At 41.2% G+C, this 18,188-nt stretch carries 15 protein-coding genes; 6 read left to right on the top strand and 9 right to left on the bottom strand.

Annotation, left to right across the window (positions count from 1 at the left end; all coding sequences use genetic code 11):
- Positions 1–39 precede the first annotated feature (39 nt).
- The 5 genes from E0H80_RS05265 to hrpA form a co-directional block, all read right to left on the bottom strand.
- Entirely contained in the window at positions 40–1,755 is a 1,716-nt protein-coding gene (locus E0H80_RS05265; protein ID WP_131363811.1) for an AAA family ATPase, read from the bottom strand.
- Between the two features lie 88 nt (positions 1,756–1,843).
- On the bottom strand, positions 1,844–3,850 hold the full coding sequence (locus E0H80_RS05270; RefSeq protein ID WP_131363813.1) for a hypothetical protein: 2,007 nt from the start codon (positions 3,848–3,850) through the stop codon (positions 1,844–1,846).
- 166 nt (positions 3,851–4,016) lie between these two features.
- Positions 4,017–4,778, bottom strand: coding sequence for a lysophospholipid acyltransferase family protein (locus E0H80_RS05275; RefSeq protein WP_131363815.1), 762 nt, complete (start codon positions 4,776–4,778; stop codon positions 4,017–4,019).
- 11 nt (positions 4,779–4,789) lie between these two features.
- Positions 4,790–5,899: a beta-ketoacyl-ACP synthase III gene (locus tag E0H80_RS05280; protein WP_067866650.1), complete on the bottom strand. Its 1,110-nt coding sequence runs from the start codon at positions 5,897–5,899 to the stop codon at positions 4,790–4,792.
- Between the two features lie 28 nt (positions 5,900–5,927).
- Complete coding sequence (gene hrpA / locus E0H80_RS05285) at positions 5,928–9,815, bottom strand: ATP-dependent RNA helicase HrpA (RefSeq protein WP_416224573.1); 3,888 nt, start codon at positions 9,813–9,815, stop codon at positions 5,928–5,930.
- A 541-nt stretch (positions 9,816–10,356) separates the two neighbouring features.
- On the opposite strand from hrpA, the gene ahpC reads away from it, so the two are divergent.
- Together ahpC and E0H80_RS05295 are read left to right on the top strand one after the other, a co-directional pair.
- Positions 10,357–10,920 carry an alkyl hydroperoxide reductase subunit C gene (gene ahpC / locus E0H80_RS05290; protein ID WP_067866646.1) on the top strand — a complete coding sequence of 188 codons (564 nt, stop codon included), beginning with the start codon at positions 10,357–10,359 and terminating at the stop codon, positions 10,918–10,920.
- A 265-nt stretch (positions 10,921–11,185) separates the two neighbouring features.
- Positions 11,186–11,392 carry a KTSC domain-containing protein gene (locus E0H80_RS05295; protein ID WP_131363819.1) on the top strand — a complete coding sequence of 69 codons (207 nt, stop codon included), beginning with the start codon at positions 11,186–11,188 and terminating at the stop codon, positions 11,390–11,392.
- Between the two features lie 67 nt (positions 11,393–11,459).
- On the opposite strand, the gene E0H80_RS05300 is transcribed toward E0H80_RS05295, so the two are convergent.
- Positions 11,460–12,050, bottom strand: coding sequence for an O-methyltransferase (locus E0H80_RS05300; protein ID WP_131363821.1), 591 nt, complete (start codon positions 12,048–12,050; stop codon positions 11,460–11,462).
- 61 nt (positions 12,051–12,111) lie between these two features.
- Positions 12,112–12,333, bottom strand: coding sequence for a DUF1653 domain-containing protein (locus E0H80_RS05305; protein ID WP_131363823.1), 222 nt, complete (start codon positions 12,331–12,333; stop codon positions 12,112–12,114).
- 269 nt (positions 12,334–12,602) lie between these two features.
- On the opposite strand from E0H80_RS05305, the gene ahpF reads away from it, so the two are divergent.
- Positions 12,603–14,168, top strand: coding sequence for an alkyl hydroperoxide reductase subunit F (ahpF, locus tag E0H80_RS05310; RefSeq protein WP_131363825.1), 1,566 nt, complete (start codon positions 12,603–12,605; stop codon positions 14,166–14,168).
- A gap of 239 nt (positions 14,169–14,407) precedes the next feature.
- Here the strand turns inward: ahpF and E0H80_RS05315 are convergent, their stop codons facing one another.
- Positions 14,408–14,662, bottom strand: a complete 255-nt coding sequence (locus tag E0H80_RS05315) for a YfhL family 4Fe-4S dicluster ferredoxin (protein WP_131363827.1) — start codon at positions 14,660–14,662, stop codon at positions 14,408–14,410.
- Between the two features lie 13 nt (positions 14,663–14,675).
- Positions 14,676–16,085, bottom strand: a complete 1,410-nt coding sequence (yegQ, locus tag E0H80_RS05320; protein WP_131363829.1) for a tRNA 5-hydroxyuridine modification protein YegQ — start codon at positions 16,083–16,085, stop codon at positions 14,676–14,678.
- A 153-nt stretch (positions 16,086–16,238) separates the two neighbouring features.
- Between yegQ and E0H80_RS05325 the strand changes: the two genes are divergently transcribed.
- Genes E0H80_RS05325 through arsB form a run of 3 tightly spaced genes read left to right on the top strand, consistent with a single transcriptional unit; the run spans position 16,239 to position 18,118 of the window.
- The gene (locus tag E0H80_RS05325) at positions 16,239–16,562 is read left to right on the top strand and encodes an ArsR/SmtB family transcription factor (protein ID WP_131363831.1); all 324 of its coding nucleotides are present in this window, start codon (positions 16,239–16,241) and stop codon (positions 16,560–16,562) included.
- A gap of 15 nt (positions 16,563–16,577) precedes the next feature.
- Complete coding sequence (locus tag E0H80_RS05330; protein WP_131363833.1) at positions 16,578–17,051, top strand: arsenate reductase ArsC; 474 nt, start codon at positions 16,578–16,580, stop codon at positions 17,049–17,051.
- Between the two features lie 11 nt (positions 17,052–17,062).
- Entirely contained in the window at positions 17,063–18,118 is a 1,056-nt protein-coding gene (gene arsB / locus E0H80_RS05335) for an ACR3 family arsenite efflux transporter (protein WP_131363835.1), read from the top strand.
- Positions 18,119–18,188: the final 70 nt, after the last annotated feature.

Genomic DNA, 18,188 nt, shown 5'->3' on the forward strand with positions numbered 1-18,188 from the left:
ATCATATATTGCAGTACGTTAACCTGATAATCTGTCAGCCTATTCAACAAAAAGTAAGGCCAGACGCACCTGATCATAACCCATACGCGGTGTAGTCGCTTCCACAATTGGACGCAGTTTAATGACGCCATCTTCACTAAAATGTTCAGGACTTTGACGTTTCATCAAACGTTTATAAATTTTCCGCACTTGTTCTACAACTTCTTCACCCGGATGAGCCACAGAAATATCCAGGCCCTGTTCTTTATGCAATTTGGCTAAATGGTTAATAATGGTTGCAGGCGTTAAGCCACGTTCAACCGCAATATCTTGAATTTCATAACCTTCAACAAACAGCTCACGCGTCTCATCCAAGGTTGCCGTGGCATAATTGGTTTTGCCAGCACTTTTTGAGATTTTCTTCTCATTGCGCTGGATTTCAGTTTCATTCAATGTACCGCCACAATGACGAATAAAAGCTTTATGTTGCGGCGCTAAATCAATCAACTCAAAATGATTTTCTGCTTCACTGGATAACTCCTGAAAACGTCGATCGGCTTTAATCGCCAAACTATCCAGTTCCAAAGCCTGCTCATTAATTCCGAGCAGTTTTAAGCCACTTAAAGCTTTTAACCGTGATATTGCGACATAGCCCTGACCTTTTTCAAAAGTGTGAGCCAGATTAATTTCAGCCGCTTCCAGGGTCATGCCTTGAGATTTATGAATGGTAATTGCCCATGCCAAACGCAGTGGAATTTGCTGAAAACTGGCAATCGTTTTACCGGCATCGTTATCTACCGACCAAGTTTCAGGTGGAACAATCAGCACTGTACCATCAGTCAGTTTTACTTTAGGTAAAATGCCATGATCATCATCTTCTTCGAAACCAATCACCTCGCCTAAACTGCCGTTGATATAGCCCATGTCAAAGTTGTTCTTCACAAACATAACCTTGGCATTTTTCTTTAAACTAAGATTTTCTGGCGCACGCACGGATGACTTTAAAGTTTCAATCAGTTTATCATTGCCATCACACACCGCTTCAAACTGTCGTTCATCCGCCTCAATGGCATTCAGATGCTTAAAGTTAATCGCATCCACATCCATATTGTGAGTATACAAACGGGTATAAGTTTCGCCAATATCTTGCTGGCGGGTTTGTTCTAAAGCCTGTAAATGCTCAGCTGTAATACTTTGACTACGAATTGCATTTAAGATGTCATTTAAATAATCGTTACCTTGACGATGTTGCTCAGTCAAATAACAAACGCGAAATTTAGCTTCGACCCAAGAATCGGACATAAAGCAGAATTTATCACGGTTGCGTTCATCATTTTTACCCACTGGCGGTAACTGGAAGAAGTCACCTGCGACAATGACCTGAATACCGCCAAAGGCTTCATCACTTTCTTTAAAATATTTGAGAACTTGATTGACCAGATTCAACTGCTTGGCATGCAACATTGAGATTTCATCAATAATCAGCACTTGGGCATTTTCTAAATGCTCTTTTAAGTATTTGCGTTCTTTCATGTTTTTTAGATCGGCATCGGATAAAAAATCTTTGATGCCAATCCCGGCCCAGGTATGAATAGTCATGCCGTTCATATGCGTGGCAGCAATACCAGTCGATGCCGTAATGGCCACCGGTACTTTACGGACTTTTAAATAATTGATGTACTGATTGAGAGTATAGGTTTTCCCTGCACCAGCCGAACCTGTTAAAAAGACATTTTCGCCCGCTTTTAAAAGCTTGAGTGCAGTTTCTTGTTTCATAAGACCTATAACCGTAAATTAACGGCTATAGCCTAACGATTTTTTCCCTAAAAGTTAAGCCCAGAAAAAATTTTAACGACAGCAACTGTCACTTAAGTGATATTAACTGTGCATTTAACCAGGAGATAAATTGTAAAGCGACATTCACAAAAAAATATTCAGCTTTTCGATTATGTGAATATTCCAACTGTTCATAGACCAATTGCCCACCCTGTAAATGACAGCCCAGAGTCATATGATGCATCCCTGTTTCAGATGCCATATGAAAAGCCACATATTCACCGTCAATAATTCGCTGTGCATAGCTGACAGCCAGGCAGTGATGACACCATTTTGATTCTTCGATAATTCGGTCTAAGTCTGCCAACTCTTCAAAACTCCAGCCTGCAAACTGAATCTTTTTCTCAACCATCAGGGGTTGCCATACAACTTCGGCATAATTTTTCTTTAACTGCGCAATAATTTCCTGTTTCTGGAGGTAAGCATGCCAATGAATCGCTTGATGAAACAGCCCCATCCATGTGGTACTTTTGAGCACCATTTTATTGTCGGTAAAATAATCAACCAAATAATCCCGCACATAGGAATCAAAAACTGACACTCTTACATGTTGCTCACGTAAATAAAAGATTTGCCGCAACTGATCCGGCTGCATTTTATAGCGTTGCAAGACTATATAAAAATCACGATTTTGATGGGTTTCAGGGCGGATATAAAACATTAACTCTTCAGGTAAGGTATATGTTATTTTCTGTAGATACAACATATAAGCTTGCATTACCCAACTTAAACGTAAATAGACCCTTTTTACGATTTGCTGGTTCCCTTTGGTGACATTCCGCATCAGCTCCATCCATTCATCTAGGTACAAAATAGACGGACTGATTGCAATACGATGATCATCCAAGGCTTGCCTCTGGCCTTTAAGCAGCAGACTGAGATTGTTTTCATGCTCAAACCAAGCTTCTTGCATCGCAAAATAGTGACAGCTATAAATGAACATACGCGCTGAAGAGTGCTGAAAATACTGCAAGGTAGCTAAAATGACCTGTGGATGAACCTGACTGCTATCGACAAAACTTAAAGCTGTCACAGCGACCCTGACACTGCTGTGTTGAATATGGCGACTGAGCCAATCCACAACCTCACCTGATTGTTTAAACAACCAGTTCACTGCACGTGGATAATCAAATAATGGCATCTTTGCAACTTTCTTCTGCCAAACTGTAGATGTCGCATGAAGAAAATTATGCTTTGACAATAGGTCATCACGTTGCCAAAGTTCACGGCGCATTAACCGCACGAAGCCTAATAAGTGTGATTTTTCTTCTGCATGCCGATACAGCAACTGGATATCATCTTGATGTTCCATCAACTCATTTAAATTAAAGCGTTCTTCAAATGACAGTGCCATAATGCGATACATGGCGGCAGGTAAAAACTGCGAGGCGCTAAAACAGAATTCATCCAGACATTCCATCAAGGGCTGGATCGGTAAAAATCCCTCACCACATACCACTTGAATCGAGCAAACCTGTTGCAGCATTTGTACAACAGTTTCAGGCAAAGCCGTTTTATTCAGCACATAATCGGTCAGCACTTTCGAGTGATAAATCTCTGCACTCATCATCAGCTGATCGATAATTTCAGCTTCATCTACACACAGACATTTTAGATAAGCACTGACTCGTTCAACCCCATTGACCCACAAATAAACCTGATCGAGTAACAGTTGACGAAATTGCTGGGCTTTTTGACGTAAAAATAATGAATGTTGCAGTTTTAAATCACCGGTTAGAAAATACAGATCATGCAGAATAAATTCTTCAACTAATTCTGCTTTTTGCCCCAGATAAGTAAAATCACACTGCAAGATGCTTTTCAAATCTGAGGCTGGTGAATGAAATTCGAGTTGAAATAAACCATTGGCTATTTTTACAACATGCCGCTCTTGATCGATACGAAACATATTTTGGGCATTCAGATCACCGACAATATTGAGCTGATCTTGAAAAATTCCATTTAGACTTTTAGAAATTCTGAGTAACTGTTTCGCAATCAATGGATACTGCGGTACTAAACGATCCTGTTCCATACTCGCCTCAAATTAAACAACCATCCTAAGATGAATTTAATATTAGAATGAAACCACTGTATGCTGACTTGAAAGTTTAATCAAACCTGCCCGATCATTCATCCAGACTTAACTTAATGATTTGATCTTCCACTACAAAAAATTAGAAATAAAATATTGATCAAACTTAATCAAGCTTTTCATTTTCACGTTGTTGTTTTAACTGTTCTAATCCGACGTAGATTTGTTGCTGAATCTGATCACGGAAATCTTTCAATTGTTCGGAATTTTCAATCTGCATTAAATTTTGTCGCGGCATAAATTGAAAATAAAAAGGTAATCGTTTCGGGATAATATTTTTAGGCAAGGAAGGAATCACGTCACCATGACGGAGTAATTTATCCAGTTGCGGGACTTTCAAAAGCTTTTGAAACCATTGACTTTCAATAATCGAATTGGCATCAAAACCCAATTCAAAGACGTCATCACCACCCAAAGCTGCAAATGGAACAATGTCGTAGTTAAATTCTTGCGCCAGCTTTAAGAAGCCATAACGCTGCTTCCAGATCAGCTGATAAGCCTCACCTTTTCTTTTTAAGACCTCTCGTCCACCACCAGGAAAGACCAGAATTGAATAACCCTGTTGCATCACGGCACGGATATATTCTTTATTGCCATCGACCGCACCAAATTTTTTAAACAAGGTGCGCCAGCCTGGCAAATAAAAATGGCCATGATCAGCAATACTGACCACAGCCACTTTATGTTTGTTATAGAGGTAATCAATCAGAATGGGTGAATCGAATATTCCATACAGGGTGTGATTACCGACATACATTGCAGGTTTGGATGCATGAATATGTTCAGCACCGAAAAAGCTGGGTGTAAAATACTGTTTGGACAACGCACTTAGGCCTTTAATCCATTTTGCATCATGCTCAACCTGCAATATAGTGTTCCTTATGCAACAACGTGTTTTTGTACCAGAATCGAACCGACAGAATAACCCGCACCGAATGAGCAAAGTACACCGTATTCACCGTCATTTACTTCATGTGCAGTACGGTGCAAGGCAATAATTACACCTGCCGAAGACGTATTGGCAAACTCATCCAAAATAATAGGCACCAGTGCACGGTCAGCATCTTTACCCACGACGTATTTCAAGATCAGATCATTCATGCTGGCATTGGCCTGGTGTAACCAGAAACGCTTCACATTGGTCGGTGCAATCTGGTTTTTCTCAAGTTGCTTGGTAATGATTTTCGCAACCAGTGGACAAACTTCTTTAAAAACTTTACGGCCATCTTGCTGAAACAATTTGTCATCTACAACCGCATCTTCACTCCGGTTCAAGTAACCAAAGTTGTTGCGAATATTGTTTGAAAATTGGGTGAATAAATGCGTATCCACAATTTCAAAACCGGTTTTAGTTTCCGTGTCTTCAATAATAGACGCTGTTGCGACATCACCAAAAATAAAATGGCAGTCACGTGAGCGGAAATCGGTATGACCCGAAGTAATTTCTACATTCACCAGCAGTACACGGCGTGCGCCACATTTAATGGCATCAGCCGCCTGTTTTAGGCCAAATGTCGCAGCAGAACAGGCGACATTCATGTCATAGGCATAGCCTTCAATGCCTAAAGCAGTTTGAATTTCAATGGCTACAGCCGGATAAGCACGCTGGATGTTAGAACATGAAAGAATAACTACATCGATATCTTCGGCCGTGACACCGGCATTTTCCATTGCCTGTTTAGCGGCTGTAACGCCCCATTCTGCCTGAATGGAAAGTTCATCATTACTGCGTTCACGTAAACGTGGATATAGTCGTTTTGGATCTAGCACCCCTGACTTTTCAGCAACATAACGACTTTTAACACCGGATGCCTTTTCAATAAATTCGGCATTTGAACCACGACGTTCTTCAATTTCACCCGCTGCGATTTTTTCAGCATTGTCCTGATTAAACTGTTCCACATAAGCATTTAAACTTGCAACCAATTCTTCATTGCTAATGGCTTCTTCTGGATGATAAAGGCCAGTACCTGTGATACGAATGCCCATGTAAAACTCCTGCTAATATCGCGCTATGTTAACTGATGCCTAACTGATCCCATACTTTTTGCAATCGAGTTGGAGAAACCGGCATCTTTGTTTTCATTGGCTGTGAGAACAAATTAATGCGAAATTCTTCAACCATGAAGTACAGTTCTTTCAGGCGAACGTCATTTTTAAACTTAAATAATTTTTCCATCCAGGGGTCAACTTGCTCAATGGCAGAATTGTCCCTTTGTAGGTTATTGGGCAAGCGCTCTAAACGCAAGATCAATGCCTTTAAATAACGTGGGAATTCCTGCCAGATGTCTGAAGATTTCACATACACAAAGTCGGAAAGATTCATCAAATCAAGCTGATCTTCAATGTCATCGATATTCTTCCCAAACAGAGAGTCGTCTAAAACTAACAATTTCCGACGAATATCCTGCCATTGGATAAAAATATCACTCAGCACCAATAATGCCTCTTGTCCATGCGTTAGGAAAGATTTTTTTACATTTAAAATTAATTTTTGAAACTCTTCAGCATTGACAGGAAGTTCATTTATTGTCATCTGCAGTGTGGCATATACTAACATTTGTTCTAATTGAGCTTTGTCACCCAGCGGGGAATAGGCCAAAGCCAGTGGTTTTGAAATCTGTTTTTTCAGTTGACGAACCAAGTCGCCCAACTGCATATAAACCAGATGAATCACCCCTTCCCGGTGCTGACGAATCGCTTCAGCCTGATCATTAAAGGTTTGAATCACCACCCCAGACTCATCTTTTGCATTCAGTTCTGCAAAGGCTTTAGTCGGAACCAAAGCTTGATATTGCTTAACAATCACTCCTGTCACTTTTTGTGAGGCTTCAAATGTAAAATTATCCGGGAAAGTCTTAAACTCACCTTTGAGCTGTTTCACCGGACTATGCGTTTCTGTACGGCAACGCGCTTTAAGTTCAGCCAAATCGCGGCCTTTTTCAAGCACCCGGCCTTTTTCGTCAATGACTTTAATGAACGGCATCAAATACTGATCAATCCGATCAAAGGAAAAATCTTTAGCCGTGATTTGTTCGCCACGTAACTGAAAAGCTAAATAACTAAAAATGTGCTCACGTAAATGTACCGCATCAATACCGTTCATCAGCTTACGCGCAGTATCCGGAATTGGAACCAGATGACGACGTTTATCTTTAGGCAGTGATTTTAACAACGCTTCAATCAAATTCTGACGCCAACCCGGTATGCCCCACGACCAGATATTTTCATCCACCTGTGGCAATGCCTGAACTGGGATTTTAACCGTTGCGCCATCTTCATCATGACTTGGGTCAAAGCGATAGCTCGCCGCCAAACGTAAAGAACCATTGTGCAAATAATCGGGGAATTGCTGGGTAGTTTGACGATCATTCATCCACAATGCATCATCATCGACAAATAAATAATCTGGATGTTGCGGTTCGACCGTTGCACGCCAATCTTCAAAGGTTCGTCGGCTGGCGACCTCTTCAGGTACTTTAGATGCATAGAACTGATAGATAGTTTCTTCATCCACCACCAAATCACGACGACGCAGTTTATCTTCCACACGCTCCACTTCTTCAAGCTTGAGCAAGTTATGCTTCAAGAATGGCGGGGTAATGCCTAAATTACCCGTAGTTAAAGCATCACGCAGGAAAATCTCATGCGCTGCTTGCTGATCCACCTTTTCATAGTTCATCAAACGCTTCGGCTCGATGATTAAACCAAATAATGAAATCTGGTCATAACAATTGACAATACCGGCTTTCTTCGACCAATGCGGCTCAAAATAATGATGCTTCAGCAAATCAGGTGCCGCGAGTAAAATCCATTCAGGTTCAATTTTCGCCAAAGTCCGCAAATACACTTGCGAGGTTTCCACCATCTCAAAAGCCATTACCCAGGACGCACTGGCTTTATGCAAAGTCGATGCCGGGAAAATGCGAGCTTTTTGCTGGCGCACTGCCATATAGACATTTTTTTCATCGGTTTTATTGGCAATAAATGAAAGTAAACCGGTCAATAAAGCCCGATGTAAATTTTCATAATTAGCGCTTTTCTCATTAAATGAAAGTTTTAAACCTTGAGCTAATTCAGTTAATTGCTCATGCGTTTTCTTCCACTCACGTATACGTAACCAGCTTAAAAAATGCTGACGGGCAAAATCACGACGTTTTTTTTCATTCATTGCAGTACGGTTATTCTGCAAGGTTTCCCATAACTTGATGTAAAACAAAAAGTCAGAATCAGCTTCCTTAAATAACACATGCTTCTGATCGGCTTGGGTCTGTTTATCTGCCGGACGTTCACGCGGATCTTGTACTGCCAGCGCAGCCACAATAATCAGCACTTCATTGAGTACACCAAAATGTGCACCGCCTAAAATCATGCGGGCCAAACGTGGGTCAATCGGCATTTTCGCCATTTGCTGACCAATTTTGGTTAGTTCGCCAGGTGTTCCCACTTTTTTAGAAGAACTAGAATTTGAAGATAATTTTTCTTCTTCCGCTTTAGAAGAGTTTTTCTCATGCATCGCCCCAAGCTCAATCAGCAACTTGCGACCATCATTCACCAAGCGATGATCTGGCGGTTCAATAAAGTCGAAACTTTCCAGCTCGCCCAGATTCAGGCTTTGCATCTGCAAAATCACAGAGGCTAAATTTGTACGCTTGATTTCTGGTTCGGTAAATTCAGGACGGCTGAGAAAGTCATCTTTTGAATACAGTCGAATACACACACCTGGGGCAATACGGCCACAACGACCTTTACGCTGATTGGCTGCCGCTTGTGATACTGCTTCAATCGGTAAGCGTTGTACACGGGAACGGTAACTGTAACGTGAAATACGTGCAAAACCGCTGTCAATTACATAGCGAATATTAGGCACGGTTAAAGCCGTTTCTGCCACGTTAGTGGCAATAATAATGCGTCTCCCGCTTCCACCCGGATTAAAAATCCTTTGCTGTTCAGCCAAAGCCAAACGTGCATATAAGGGTAAAATTTCGGTATGCCGTGGCCCATGCTTTTGCAAGGTTTCTTGCAGTTCTCGAATTTCCTGTTCGGTGCTGGCAAAAATCAGGATATCGGCATGTTCAGGATGGCCTTTTTCCTGCGCATCCTGAAAACATTCATTGACCGCTTGAACCACTGCACGTGGTAGGTTCTCTTCAAAGTCATCAAATTCATCGTCATCACTACCGCCAATCGTCATTTCTGAAATCGGGCGATAACGCAGCTCTACAGGAAAGCTACGTCCTTCGACTTCAAAAATCGGGGCATCAAAAAAGTAGCTGCTAAAGCGGTTTACATCTAGAGTTGCTGAAGTAATGATAACTTTTAAATCACGACGTTTAGGCAAAAGCTGTTTGAGATAGCCCATGATAAAGTCGATATTGAGTGAACGTTCATGCGCTTCATCAATAATAATGGTGTCGTATTTGGTGAGGAATCGGTCATTGGACAATTCCGCCAGCAAAATACCATCTGTCATTAAACGGACAATGGAATCTTGCGAACCCTGTTCATTAAAACGGATTTTAAAACCAATGGATTCACCCAGCTTTTCACCAACTTCTTCAGCGATACGTTGCGATACACTACGCGCCGCCAGTCGACGCGGTTGGGTATGACCAATCATGCCGGTTAAACCACGCCCGGCAAGCATGGCAATTTGTGGTAACTGTGTAGTTTTACCCGAACCGGTTTCCCCCGCCACAATAATTACCTGATGCTGTTGAATCGCTTCAATCAGCTTGTCTTTATATTGGGTAACCGGCAAGTCTTGATTGAGCTTGATGTTCGGAACATGTGACAGACGCTCACGAACTTTATGATTCGATTTTTCTAATAATTCTTGATACTGCTTTTCGTTGGCCTCTTTACCTTTGCGTAGCCGATTTAAACGATGACGGTCACGTGCCATGACCCATTGATCTACATTTAAATGACTTAACACAGATAATTTATCCCAAAACCAAAAATTGAACTGAATATTTTACGCTGTAACGCTCTCGAGAGAAAGACAGTGCCATGTTTATTGAGGAAGTTTGATGTAAAGAATCTGCAAAAGTATAAAAAACAAACCATTTAATAAAGCTAAATCGACAGGTGATATCATTCAATCCAGCCGACATACTGCTTGTTATATCCTTTGTCTAATAAGAAGGATTTATCTAAAAATAATTCATTCTGCAAAAAAAATTTAATTAAAAATAATTTACCCTTGAATTTTAGTACTTAAGCCTTCATCTTCTTAGGCAAGCTGAAAAACTGATATTTTGTCATTCGGTCCTGTTTTTATGGAACTGCATAGATAAATCAATCAGATTTGGTGGAATAGTGAGCCTTATCATAGTTAATTCGGTTTTTCCGATTTCAATTATATAAAAATACTGTTTCACCAATAACAAAAAATTCGCTATTCTTTTGCATATCAAATACAAATCTCAATCATGGAGACAATGATGAGCTTAATTAATACAGAAGTTAAACCATTTAAAGCAACTGCATTCCAAAATGGTCAATTTATTGAAGTAACTGAAGCTGATCTTAAAGGCAAATGGTCTGTTGTATTCTTCTACCCAGCTGACTTCACTTTTGTTTGCCCAACCGAACTTGGTGACCTTGCAGACAACTATGCTGAATTCCAAAAATTAGGCGTTGAAATTTATTCAGTTTCTACTGACACTCACTTCACGCACAAAGCTTGGCATGATTCTTCAGAAGAAATCAAAAAAATTCAATATGTAATGGTGGGTGATGCGAACTGGACGCTTGCCAAAAACTTCGATGTATTAATCGAAGCTGATGGCCTTGCAGATCGTGGTACTTTCGTTATCGATCCAGAAGGTAAAATCCAAATCATTGAAATCAACGCTGGTGGTGTTGGTCGTGATGCTTCAGAACTTCTTCGTAAAGTTAAAGCAGCTCAATACGTTCACGCTCACCCAGGCGAAGTTTGCCCAGCTAAATGGAAAGAAGGCGATGCTACTTTAGCTCCTTCAATCGACCTAGTGGGTAAAATCTAATTTAGATTAGATTGAAATGATTCAAAAAAACCACGCTTTTTAGCGTGGTTTTTTATGCACTATATAAAACGTAAAATATTCAATTCTTCCGCTCAATTCAAATTATGCAACCATAAATCGCAAGTACGAGTCATGTTGATATAGCCATATTGTTTTATTCAAAATATTACAATTCTGCTATACATTCCCTAACCCTTTTATCTTAGTTTCAAACTATGCATTCAATGCAATGCTGTCTTATAGAATTAGAGAATAAGGAGCGCTTATGGGAACAATGCTTGTTGTCACTTCTTATAAATACAACGCGTCTTCACGCTATTTGAAAATTTTTTATAACAACGGATCAGGTGAGCTATATCACCCTGTCCCTCAATTTATCTATAATAATTTACTGCGCTGTAATGATAAAACTGCTTTTGTACATAAATATTTGGAATACGATGTGCAATTCACTCGTATTTCAATTCAATAAATCAGACCCGGTAAACCAGGATAATTTTCCTGACTTATGATTAACCCGATTTTGTATTGCTATTATTTTATTTATAGCAAATTATAAACAAACCCGCTCCTTTGGATAGCGTCAGGGTGAGGAAACGTCCATCATTTTTGACTAATTCGATAAAGGTTTTCACTTCTGCCGCATGAGAGATAACATTGTCGACAATCAAAACGCCGCCTTGCGGATGAATCATATTTTGCAGATAAGCCCAGTAATCAACATAAGCATCACGCTCGGCATCTAACAGAATGAAATCATATTGATCGGTACATTTTTCAAGAAACTTTTGCGCATCCCCCACCCAAAAATCAATCACCTGATCCAACGCCAATTCTTGTGCATATTGTTGCGCCTGAGCAGTGCGTGATGGATCTATTTCAAGTGTAGTTACATGACCTTGTGTAGTTTGCGCTGCATTTGCCAGCCATAAAGTCGAATAACCTGTAGAGGTTCCGATTTCTAAAATTGATTTCGATTGTTGGATACGAATTTGCATCGCTAAAAATAATGCAGAATCTGGCTCAATATTTCGATAACGCTGAATACGCTCATGTTGTAATGCATCAAATTTGATAAAACTTTGATACAACTCTTGCATGCGTTGCTGGAATGTCAAACTCATACTCATATCTGATCCCCCTATTTAGTGATGATTGTAAGTTTAACTAATCCATGTCAGAAGTCTGTATTTAAGAAGTTTCTTGAATCAATTTAAATCGCGGAAGAATTTGACCATCCGCTAGAGTGACTGTTTCTTGAAACATCGCTAAAGGACGTACCCACATAGAATAATCCTCATATAAGCATTGATAGACCACAAGCTTTTCACGTGTTTCACTATGGGTTGCCACATGAAATACCTGATATAAATTGCCTTTGTAATGTTGATAAATCCCCGATTTAAGATCCATTACTTGTTCCCTCTTAAAAACTTGCACTTATCATAATCAAAATTTTTATGAGTCAGGAGATAAATCTGTTTCTTTGCCAAAAATAGATAATAAACACTTGAATATTCACATTAAACCCTCACCTTCAGGGTAGAAAGCTAAATCAAGTAAATGCACAGACGATCTATTAAACCAATCATATTAATTAATATGAACTGTTTTACCTATTTATTCATTTATCCTAATATAGCTTTATTCAATAAGCATTTACTCCCTTGGAGACGTTAGCCATGTTAGACCCAAATACTTCAGCTCAGTTAAAAACACTGCTTGAACGTCTGGAAAGCCCGATTGAAATTGTGGCGACTTTGAACGCTTCTGATAAATCAGACAAGATCAAGGAACTGGTCATGGAAATTGCGGCACTGTCTGATCAGGTCACTGCCCGTTTCGATGGGACAAACTCACGTGCACCCAGCTTCGGAATCGCCAAAGTCGGTGAACAGCCACGGGTCAACTTTGCCGGCTTGCCGATGGGACATGAATTCACTTCCTTGATTCTGGCATTGCTGCAAGTCTCGGGTTATGCCCCAAAAGTGTCGGATGAGGTATTGGCGCAAATCAAGGGTCTTAATCTGACGGATGATTTTGATGTCTTTGTTTCGCTCAGCTGCCATAACTGTCCGGACGTGGTGCAGGCGCTGAACCTGATTGCGATTTACAATCCGGGTGCAACCGCAACCATGATTGACGGGGCTTTCTTCCAAGACGAAGTGGAACAGCGCAAAATCATGGCGGTACCGATGCTGTTCCAGAATGGCGAACACATTGGTCAGGGCCGTATGACCCTGGAAGAGATTGTAGCCAAACTGGATTCCGGTTCATCAGCCAAAGATACGGACAAACTCAATGCCAAAGGCGCCTTTGATGTGCTGGTGATTGGCGGCGGACCTGCAGGCAACACCGCGGCGATTTATGCAGCGCGTAAAGGCATTCAAACCGGGATCGTGGCTGAACGCTTTGGTGGCCAGGTCATGGATACCATGGACATTGAAAACTACACCTCGGTGCAGAAAACTCAGGGGCCGAAATTTGCCGCTGAAATGGAAGCGCATGTGCGTGCTTATGATGTCGATATCATGAACCTGCAAAAAGTCGCTGCCATTAAAGGTGCCGATGAAACTAACAACGGTCTGGTTGAAGTGACGCTGGAAAACGGTGCCAAACTGGAATCGAAAACCATCATCCTGTCAACCGGTGCACGCTGGAGAGAAATGAACGTTCCGGGTGAGCAAGAATACAAAACCCGTGGTGTAGCATATTGTCCGCACTGCGACGGTCCACTGTTCAAAGGCAAACGTGTTGCGGTGATTGGTGGCGGTAACTCGGGTGTGGAAGCAGCAATTGATCTGGCCGGTATTGTCGAGCATGTGACTTTGGTGGAGTTCGATACCAAACTGCGTGCCGATCAGGTATTGCAGGACAAGCTCAACAGCTTGCCAAATACCACAGTGATCATGAATGCCTTGTCGACTGAAGTGGTCGGTGACGGTTCACAGGTGACAGCGCTGAAATACAAGGACCGTGCCACTGATGAAATTAAAACTGTTGAACTGGCCGGAATCTTTGTGCAGATCGGTTTGTTGCCGAACACAGAATTCCTGAAAGCATCGAAAGTTGAACTGTCTAACCGTGGCGAGATTGTGATTAATGACCGTAACGAAACCAGTGTCAAAGGGGTGTTTGCTGCCGGTGACTGTACCACTGTGCCGTACAAGCAGATCATCATCGCCACCGGTGAAGGCGCCAAAGCAGCACTGTCTGCCTTTGATTACATTATCCGCTCAGGGCAATAATTAAAAAAGCCAAAGTGGCTATGCAGACTTAGACATAGACACTTTGGCTTTAGTTACCCAAGTTTTTGTTTTACCTTTTTATAGGAACTCAGGGCGCTAACGCTGAGTTCCTTTTTTTTATCACCATCTTTTCCCTTGTTATTTTTATTTTTTACATTTCTTGTTTTGTCTTTTTTATTGTTCTTTCCCCAAGGCTATTAAGTTTAATTAAGCAAGTTTTATTCCAACTCCAAAAAAAATTAAGATTTAAATAAATTCAAACCCTTAAACTTCTGCAGCAATTGTTGTTGTGTCTCCACATGTTCAGGATGCGGGATAATGCACTCAATTGGACACACGGCTAGACAGGTTTGGTGCTCGTAAAAGCCGACACATTCTGTACAGCGATTCACATCAATTTCATACACCTTGTCGCCCTCATAAATCGCTTCATTCGGGCATTCAGGCAAACACATATCACAGTTGATGCATTTATCAGTAATCAAGAGAGCCATCTGGTCTGGATACTCAAACAGCTTGGTAAGCTAAAGAAGATGCTGAAATATCTGCCGTTGAGTGCGGCAAGTTGCGAATCAGCAAGGCATAATTCATATCGACATTGGCAGGAACCGGAATATCAACCACATGACCTGAACCTTTGGCATCTTCAATTAAATTGCCTTTTTTATCCAAAATTTCAGTCAAGGTGAAAGTGATATTGCCTGAAGTGGTCATCAGCTCTAAAGAGTCACCCAGCACAAAACGGTTTTTCACATCAATCTTGATGTAGTCACCGTTACGCTCTAAAACTTCACCGACAAACTGCTGATGGTCAAAACGCGATGAACCGGTTTCATAGTTCTGATATTCGCTATGCACATGACGACGCAGGAAACCTTCGGTATAACCACGATTCGCCAAGCCTTCCAGTTGAGTCATCAATGCTGGATCAAAAGGTTTGTCTTCAAGCGCATCATCAATCGCTTTACGGTAAATCTGGGCAGTACGGGCGCAGTAGAAATAGGATTTGGTCCGACCTTCAATCTTCAGTGAATGTATGCCTATCTTGGTTAAACGGTCTACATGCTGTACCGCGCGCAAGTCTTTGGAATTCATGAAGTAGGTGCCATGTTCGTCCTCTTCGGCGGCAAACATGTCTTCTTCATTGCGTTGTAATAAAACCGGCTCGCTAAATTGGTGTTGTTCGAGCGCGTGTTGCTCGTCGGCATCTTTGCTTTTGCAGCATGACGCAGCTTTGAATGAGTCTTCAATTTGTGTAACTGGAATCACATCTCCAGTTTCATCTTCTGCTGCTTCGTGAATTTTATAATCCCAGCGACAGGCATTGGTGCATGCACCCTGATTGGCATCACGTTTGTTCATATAGCCTGAAAGCAGGCAACGACCGGAATAAGCCATACATAATGCACCATGCACGAAAACTTCAATTTCCATGTCAGGAACATGATTTTTAATTTCTTCAATTTCCTCGATTGAAAGTTCACGTGACAAAATGACACGTGTTAGTCCCATGTTTTTCCAGAATTTTACCGTTGCCCAGTTGACTGCATTGGCCTGAACTGAGAGATGTACTGGCACATCGGGAAAATGCTCACGCACCATCATGATCAGACCAGGGTCGGACATAATCAGTGCATCTGGATTCATGGCAACCACAGGTTCCAAGTCACGAATGAAGTTTTTCAACTTGGAGTTATGCGGTTGAATGTTCAGTACGACATAGAATTTTTTGCCTAAAGCATGGGCTTCGGCGATGCCAATTTTCAGGTTGTCATGATCAAAAGCATTGTTGCGTACACGCAAACTGTAACGCGGTTGTCCTGCATATACCGCATCGGCACCATAGGCAAAAGCATAGCGCATATTTTTCAGTGAGCCGGCAGGAGAGAGAAGTTCGGTTACGTGTGAAATGGTCATGTCGTTAAAGGCATAAAAAAACTATGGCTTTATTGTAGGGATCTTAAAAAATGATTCAACCTAGTAAAAAACTCGGAATTATCCACCATGTCATCGTAATGTCATCAAATTTTCATTAATATATATGAAAATACGTATATGCAGATATATTTTATGGACTCAGTCAATTTTTTTAAATGTCTTGCTGATCAAACACGCCTAGATATTCTTATGCTGATTGTAAAACAGGGCGAACGATGTGTCTGTGATTTAACCGCGACTTTGGACTTAAGCCAACCCAAAATTTCACGGCATTTGGCGCTGTTACGTGCCAATGGAGTTTTGCAAGATCGGCGTCAAGGGCAGTGGATTTATTATAGCCTGGCAGCAGATTTACCGCAGTGGTGTCTGGACGTTTTAAACAGCATTGCTACACAAAGTGATCGTTTTAATGCAGTGAGTTTATCTGCCTGCGAATCTTTAAATGATTGTAAATAAGTGATTGGAATAATAATGAATTTTCTCTTTTTATGTACCGGAAATAGCTGCCGTAGCATTTTGTCGGAAGCACTTTTTAATGCCCGTGCACCGCAAGGCTTCAGTGCCTGTAGCGCCGGCAGTAAACCCACCGGAACGGTCCATCCTTTAACATTGAGAACCTTACAGAGTTTGGGAATTTCGACGCAAGGTTTGTCCAGTAAAAGCATGCAAGATTGTGAACAGTTTAATCCGCAAGTGGTCATTACCGTGTGCGGTTCAGCAGCTCAAGAGGCTTGTCCTTTATATCTGGGTAAAGCCATTAAAGCGCATTGGGGACTGGAAGATCCATCGCATTTAGAGGTTGCTGAAGATGAAAAAATGCAGGCCTTTATGCAAACCGTAGAGCATATTAACCGTCGTCTTGATGCTTTTTTTGCCTTGGATTTAGCCCATTTATCTTTTGAAAAATTAAGTAAAGAAATCGAAAAAATTTCTGAAATTGCCTAATCGAGAAGGTTATGACTGCTAGAAAATTGTCTTTTCTTGATCGAAATCTAACTTTGTGGATTTTTATTGCCATGGCTTTAGGCGTTGCTATTGGTGTGTATTTGCCACAAGCATCGTCTGCTTTAAATCAAATGAGCGTGGGGTCGGTGAATTTACCCATCGCATTCGGTCTGATTTTAATGATGTATCCGCCACTGGCCAAAGTGGATTATGCCGCTTTACCGCAAGTCTTTCAGGATAAACGCACCCTGATTTTATCTCTGGTGCAAAACTGGCTGATTGCACCGTGTCTGATGTTTGGTCTTGCAATTATTTTCCTGCAAAATTATCCGGAATATATGACCGGTCTGATTTTAATTGGCTTGGCGCGTTGCATTGCCATGGTGTTGGTCTGGAACAATCTGGCCTGTGGCGATAACCAATATGTCGCAGCATTGGTGGCATTTAACAGTATTTTCCAGATTCTGTTTTTTAGTACTTATGCATGGCTGTTTTTAAGTTACTTGCCGCCTTACTTTGGTGTGGCCGGACAAGTGATTGATGTCAGTTTCTGGACCATTAGTCAGGCAGTGCTGATCTATTTGGGCATTCCATTTTTGTTGGGCTTTTTAACTCGATTATTTCTGGTTAAAGCAAAAGGTTTGCTGTGGTATCAAACTCAATTTATTCCCAAGATTAGTCCCCTCAGCTTGATTGCACTGCTGTTTACGATTTTGGCGATGTTTAGTCTGAAAGGTGCGGAGGTCGTTGGTTTGCCCATGGATATTTTACGTATTGCGATTCCATTGACTATTTACTTTGTGCTGATGTTCTTTATCAGTTTCTTTATGAGTAAATGGATGGGAAATGATTATCCACTTACCACGGCTATTTCCTTTACCGCAGCAGGGAATAACTTTGAACTGGCTTTAGCCGTTGCCATTGCTACATTCGGTTTGGCTTCGCCTGTGGCATTTACCACCATTATTGGTCCCTTGGTGGAAGTCCCTGTATTGATTGCTTTAGTCAGCGTGTCACTTTGGCTGCGTAAAAAGTTTTATCTCAATGAGACCCATATTGCTGATTAATCAGCAAGGAATGAAAAAAAATCTTATTTAAATATTCTTTATCCTTTCTAACAAGAGTGGGGGGATTAAG

The organism is Acinetobacter sp. ANC 4779, assembly GCF_004331055.1.
Lineage (GTDB): Bacteria > Pseudomonadota > Gammaproteobacteria > Pseudomonadales > Moraxellaceae > Acinetobacter.